Raw genomic sequence first — 6,101 nt, forward strand, 5'->3', positions numbered from 1 at the left:
GGTGGGTGGATGTGGATTACGCCTCGCATACGGTGCAGGTTGAGGCGGTGGAGGAGGAGCTTGCCGGGTCGTTGTCGCAGGTGCGGCCGGTGTCGTCCCGTATCCCGTTTTTTTCGACGGTGGAGGCGGGGTGGGTGGATACGGTGGAGTTGGATGCGGGGTACTGGTATCGGAATCTGCGGAGTACGGTGCGGTTCGCCGCGTCGATTGACCGGTTGATTGAGGAGGGTTTTGCGGCGTTTGTTGAGGTGAGTGCGCATCCGGTGCTGACGATGAGCATCGAGGCGGCGGCCGAGCAGGCGGACGACGCCGGACCGGTCGTGGTGACCGGGACACTGCGCCGGGGCGAGGGCGGTATGCGCCGTGTGCTCACGTCCCTGGGCGAGGCGTATGTGCGCGGTGTCCCCGTCGACTGGACCGCGCTGCTCGGTGACATCCCCGCGCATGCCGCCCTGGACCTGCCCACCTACGCCTTCCAACACCAGCACTACTGGCTGGGACGGCGAGGTGAAACGGTGGACGCGGCCGCGCTGGGACTTGCCCGGGCCGACCACCCGCTGTTGGGCGCCGTCACCGAGCTGCCGGAGTCGGGGGGCGTGCTGTTCACCTCTCGACTGTCGCTGCGTACGCATCCGTGGCTGACCGATCACGCGGCGGCGGGCACTGTACTCCTGCCCGGGGCGGCGTTCGTGGAGCTGGCGGTGCGCGCAGGTGACGAGGTCGGCTGCGGTGTCGTGGAAGAGCTGGTCGTAGAAGCGCCGCTCACCCTGCCCGAGCGCGACGGTGTGCAGGTGCGGGTGAGCGTCGGCGCACCGGACGATTCGGGCCGTCGCCCGGTGGCGGTGCACTCACGTGGCCAGGACGACGCCTCAGACGCGCCCTGGACTCGCCACATCAGCGGCACGCTGGCCCAGGACACCCCCGATGAGCTGGACGCGGACCTGACGCAGTGGCCACCCACCGGGGCGGTGGCGGTCCCGGAAGAGCGGGTGCGCGGCGTCTATGAGGAGCTGGAGGCCGGCGGCTACGGATACGGCCCGGCCTTCCGTGGTCTGCGGGCCGCGTGGACGCGGGGTGACGAGATCTTTGCCGAGGTCACCCTGCCCGAGGAGCTGTCGGCCGACGCCACCGCGTTCGGGCTGCATCCCGCACTGTTCGACGCGGCCCTGCACGCCACCGCGTTCCGCGACCGTGCAGAGGCCCAGGCAGGGCCCACACTTCCGTTCGCCTATCGCGGAGTCTCCCTGCACGCCGCCGGAGCCTCGTCGCTGCGCGTACGTATCACGCCCAACGGCAAGGACGGAGTGGGCCTTCGACTGGCCGATCCGAGCGGGGCGGCGGTCGCGGTGGTCGAATCGTTGGTGTCACGGCCCATGCCGACGGCGCTGCTGGACGCGGCCACACGGAGGTCGACGGACCAGATGTTCCTCGTGGGGTGGGAGGAGCTGCGCGTCGCCGCCGCCGACGCGCCGGTGGACACCGTCTCCGTGCACACCGCGCAGGACGTAAGGCAGTTGGCCTCGCGAGCCGTCGCACCGCCGATCCTGCTGTATGAGATCGGCCCCGGCGAGGCCGTACGTGACGACACCAACGCGGCCCGCGCGCGTGAACTGACCGGTCAGGTGCTGGACGTGTTGCAGACGTGGCTGACCGAGCCCTCGCTGGAGGACTCTCGTCTGGTGGTGCTGACGCGGGGCGCCGTAGGCGTGCGGGACGCCGATCCGGTGGACCCCGCGGTCGCCGCCGCCTGGGGGCTGGTCGGCACCGCGCAGTCGGAGAACCCCGGGCGGATCCTGCTGCTCGACCTGGACGGCTCACCGGCCTCCGCGAAGGACCTGCCCACGCTGCTGCCCGCCCTGCTCGCCGGAGACGAACCACAGCTCGCGCTGCGCGCAGGCGTCTGCCATCTGCGCCGCCTGACCCGGGCGACGGCCGACGAGGCGCTCGTGGCGCCGGAGGGAGAGCCCGCGTGGCGGCTGGGCACCCGCGGTCCGGGAACGCTGGAGGGCCTGGCGCTGCTGCCGTCACCGACGGCCCTGGCGCCACTTCCCCCGGGCCATGTCCGGGTCGAGACACGTGCCGCGGGACTCAACTTCCGCGATGTGCTGATGGCGCTGGGCATGTACCCCGGCGAGATCAGCATCGGCAACGAGGGCGCCGGTGTGGTCGCGGAGGTCGGCCCAGGTGTCACCCGCTTCGCACCGGGCGACCGGGTCATGGGGCTCTTCGAGGGTGCGGGCGGCCCCATCGCCGTCGCCGACTGCCTCACCCTCGTACACATCCCCGAGGGGTGGTCCTACGAGCAGGCGGCCGCGGTCCCCTGCGTGTTCCTCACCGCCTACTTCGGGCTGCGGGACCTGGCCCGGCTGGAGCCCGGGGAGTCGGTCCTGATCCATGCCGCCGCCGGTGGCGTAGGCATGGCCGCGGTGCAGTTGGCCCGGCACTGGGGCGCTGAGGTCTACGGCACGGCCGGGCCGGCCAAATGGGACGCGGCGCGCGCCGCCGGTGTCCCGGAGGGACGGCTGGCCAACTCCCGGACAGTGGAGTTCGAGCAGCGGTTTCTCGAGATGACCGGGGGCCGTGGCTTCGATGTGGTGCTGGACGCCCTCGCCGGTGACTTCGTCGATGCCTCGCTCCGGCTGCTGCCCAGGGGCGGCCGTTTCATCGAGATGGGCAAGAGCGATATCCGGGACGCCGAAGAGGTGGGCATCGAGCACCCCGGCGTGGCCTATCGGGCGTTCGACCTGGCCGAGGCGGGTGGCGAGCGCATCCAGCGGATGCTGACCGAGCTGGTCGACCTCTTCGAGAAGGGGGTGTTGACCCCGCCGCCGATGACCGTATGGGACATCCGGCGCGCTCCGGCCGCCTTCCGGTTCATGAGCCAGGCGCAGCACATCGGCAAGAACGTGTTCACCCTGCCGCGCCGACTGGATCCCGAGGGCACCGTGCTCATCACGGGTGGCACCGGATCGCTGGGCAAGGTGGCCGCCCGGCGCCTCGTGACCGAGCACGGCGTACGGAACCTGGTGCTGACCAGCCGGAGCGGACCCCAGGCCACCGGCGCGGCCGAGCTGGAGCGGGAACTGACCTCACTCGGCGCACGGGTACGGATCGCCGCCTGCGATGTGGCAGACCGCGACGCCCTGGCCGAGCTGCTGTCCTCGCTGCTGGGCGACGCGCCGCTGACCGCCGTGGTGCACAGCGCCGGTGCGCTGGACGAGCTGGAGCGGGAACTGACCTCACTCGGCGCACGGGTACGGATCGCCGCCTGCGATGTGGCAGACCGCGACGCCCTGGCCGAGCTGCTGTCCTCGCTGCTGGGCGACGCGCCGCTGACCGCCGTGGTGCACAGCGCCGGTGCGCTGGACGAGCTGGAGCGGGAACTGACCTCACTCGGCGCACGGGTACGGATCGCCGCCTGCGATGTGGCAGACCGCGACGCCCTGGCCGAGCTGCTGTCCTCGCTGCTGGGCGACGCGCCGCTGACCGCCGTGGTGCACAGCGCCGGTGCGCTGGACGACGGTGTGATCACCGCATTGACCAGGGAACGACTGGACACGGTCTTCGCCCCGAAGGCGGATGCCGCACTCCATCTGCATGAGCTGACCCGGCACCTGGAGCTGGCAGCCTTCGTGCTGTTCTCCTCGGCCGCGGGGACGCTGGGCAGCTCGGGGCAGGGCAGCTATGTGGCGGCCAACGCCTTCCTGGACGCACTGGCACATCGACGCCGCGCCCAGGGCCTCCCCGCCATCTCCCTGGCCTGGGGGCTGTGGGCACAGGGCGCGGGAGTCGGGCTGACCGGCCACCTCACCGACGCCGACCAGCAGCGCATGGTGCGCGGGGGAGTGGCCGGACTGTCGGAGAACGAAGGCGGGGAACTGTTCGACACCGCGCTGCACATGCCCCAGCCGGTGGTGCTCCCCATGAAACTGGACCCAGGCGCACTGCGGGCCGAGGCCGCCACCGGACCGGTGCCACCATTGCTCCGTGGCCTCGTCCGGCAGAGCCGGCGCACCGCGCGCACTGCCGCCGATATGGACGCCTTCACCCAGGGTCTGACCAGGGCCACGTCCGAGGAGCAGGAACAGATCCTGCTCGGCCTGGTCTGCCGGGAAGCCGCTCGGGTACTGGGCCACGCCTCCGCTCACGCCATCGGGCCGGACCTGGCGTTCAACGAAATCGGCTTCGACTCCCTCACAGCGGTGGAACTGCGCAACCGCCTGGCCAACCACACCGGGATACGCCTCCCGGCCACGCTGGTCTTCGACTATCCGACGCCCACCGCCCTGATGCGCCACCTGCGGATGAAACTCTGCCCGGACGCTCCGCCCGCGCAGAGCCACACCGGCAGCGAGGAGGGCCTGCGCCGCGCGCTGGCCAGGACACCGCTGAGCCGCTTCCAGGAGCTGGGCATCCTGGACACCCTCATGACGCTGGTCCGGGAACCGGAAGCGGAGCGGCCGGCGGACGGGCAACGGGTGGAAGAGCAACCGGCGGACGGGCCACCGGCGGACGGGCGGCCGACCGCCACGATCGCCGATATGGACGTCGCCAGTCTGGTGCAACGAGCCATGAACAAGGCCGGGAAGTAATGTCGGTTCGAAATGCGGAGGCCGGGATGACCACTCCCGAAGCGCAGGTCGTCGAAGCGCTGCGTGTCACGCTCATGGAGAACGAGCGGCTCGAGCGGGAGAACGCCGACATACGCCGTGGCTTGTCGGAGCCGATCGCGATCGTGGGGATGGCGTGCCGGTTGCCGGGCGGGGTGACCACGCCGGAGGAGCTGTGGGATCTGGTGGTGTCCGGCGGCGACGCGATTGGTGGGTTTCCGGAGGACCGTGGTTGGGACCTGGAGAACCTCTTCGACCCGGATCCGGATCACCCGGGCACCAGCTATGTCCGCGAGGGTGGCTTTCTCCATGACGCGGGGGAATTCGACGCTGGCTTCTTCGGGATCTCGCCACGTGAGGCGCTGGCGATGGATCCGCAGCAGCGCATCATGCTCGAGACCTCTTGGGAGGCGTTCGAGCGCGCCGGGATCGACCCGACCGCGCTGCGCGGCAAGGACATCGGCGTCTTCACCGGGGTGACGTACCACAGCTACGGCTCGGGAGCACGGGTCCCTGAGGAGCTCGAGGCGGTCATGGGCACGGGCACGTCGGCGAGTGTCCTGTCGGGGCGGGTGTCCTATGCGCTCGGCTTCGAGGGTCCTTCGGTCGCGGTGGACACGGCGTGCTCCTCGTCGCTGGTGGCCTTGCATCTGGCCGTACAGGCGCTGCGGTTGGGCGAGTGCTCGATGGCGCTGGCCGGAGGGGTGACCGTCATGGCCAACCCCGGTATCTTCGTCGGCTTCTCGCGTCAGCGCGGGATGTCCAAGGACGGTCGTTGCAGGGCGTTCGCGGAGGCGGCGGACGGCACTGGCTTCTCCGAGGGCGCGGGCGTGCTGCTGGTCGAGCGGTTGTCGGATGCGGAGCGTCTTGGGCATCGGGTGTTGGCTGTGGTGCGGGGCAGTGCGGTGAATCAGGATGGTGCGTCGAATGGGTTGACGGCGCCGAACGGTCCCTCGCAGCAGCGTGTCATCCGGCAGGCGCTGACAAGTGCCGGGCTGGTGGCGGCGGATGTGGATGCGGTGGAGGCCCATGGGACGGGCACTGCCCTGGGCGACCCCATCGAGGCGCAGGCGCTCTTGGACACGTATGGTCAGGGTCGGCCTGAGGGGTGTCCGTTGTGGTTGGGGTCGTTGAAGTCGAATATTGGTCATGCCCAGGCGGCTGCTGGTGTGGCTGGTGTGATCAAGATGGTGTTGGCGTTGCAGCGTGGGGTGTTGCCTCGGACGTTGCATGTGGATGAGCCGTCGTCGCGGGTGGATTGGTCGGCGGGTGCGGTGGAGCTGCTGGTCGAGGAGCGGGTGTGGCCGGAGGTGGGGCGTCCGCGTCGGGCTGGGGTGTCGGGGTTTGGTGTGAGCGGGACGAATGCGCATGTGATTTTGGAGCAGGCTCCGGAGGTGGCCAGTGAGGCGGCGCCGGTGGTGGAGGCTCCGGGTGGTGTGGTGCCGTTGGTGGTGTCGGGGCGTGGTGGTGCGGGGTTGCGGGGGCAGGCAC

The 6,101-nt window shown here is 70.6% G+C and carries 2 protein-coding genes; both read left to right on the forward strand.

The genetic code is table 11. The features are described from left to right. Positions 1–4,592: KR domain-containing protein (locus KN815_RS36650; RefSeq protein WP_216346164.1), on the forward strand; the 4,592-nt coding region annotated here is incomplete at its 5' end. A 26-nt stretch (positions 4,593–4,618) separates the two neighbouring features. After that, positions 4,619–6,101, forward strand: a 1,483-nt coding sequence (locus KN815_RS36655) for a type I polyketide synthase (RefSeq protein ID WP_253209463.1), incomplete at its 3' end; no start/stop codon positions are given.

Source organism: Streptomyces niphimycinicus (assembly GCF_018883605.1).
Lineage (GTDB): Bacteria > Actinomycetota > Actinomycetes > Streptomycetales > Streptomycetaceae > Streptomyces > Streptomyces niphimycinicus.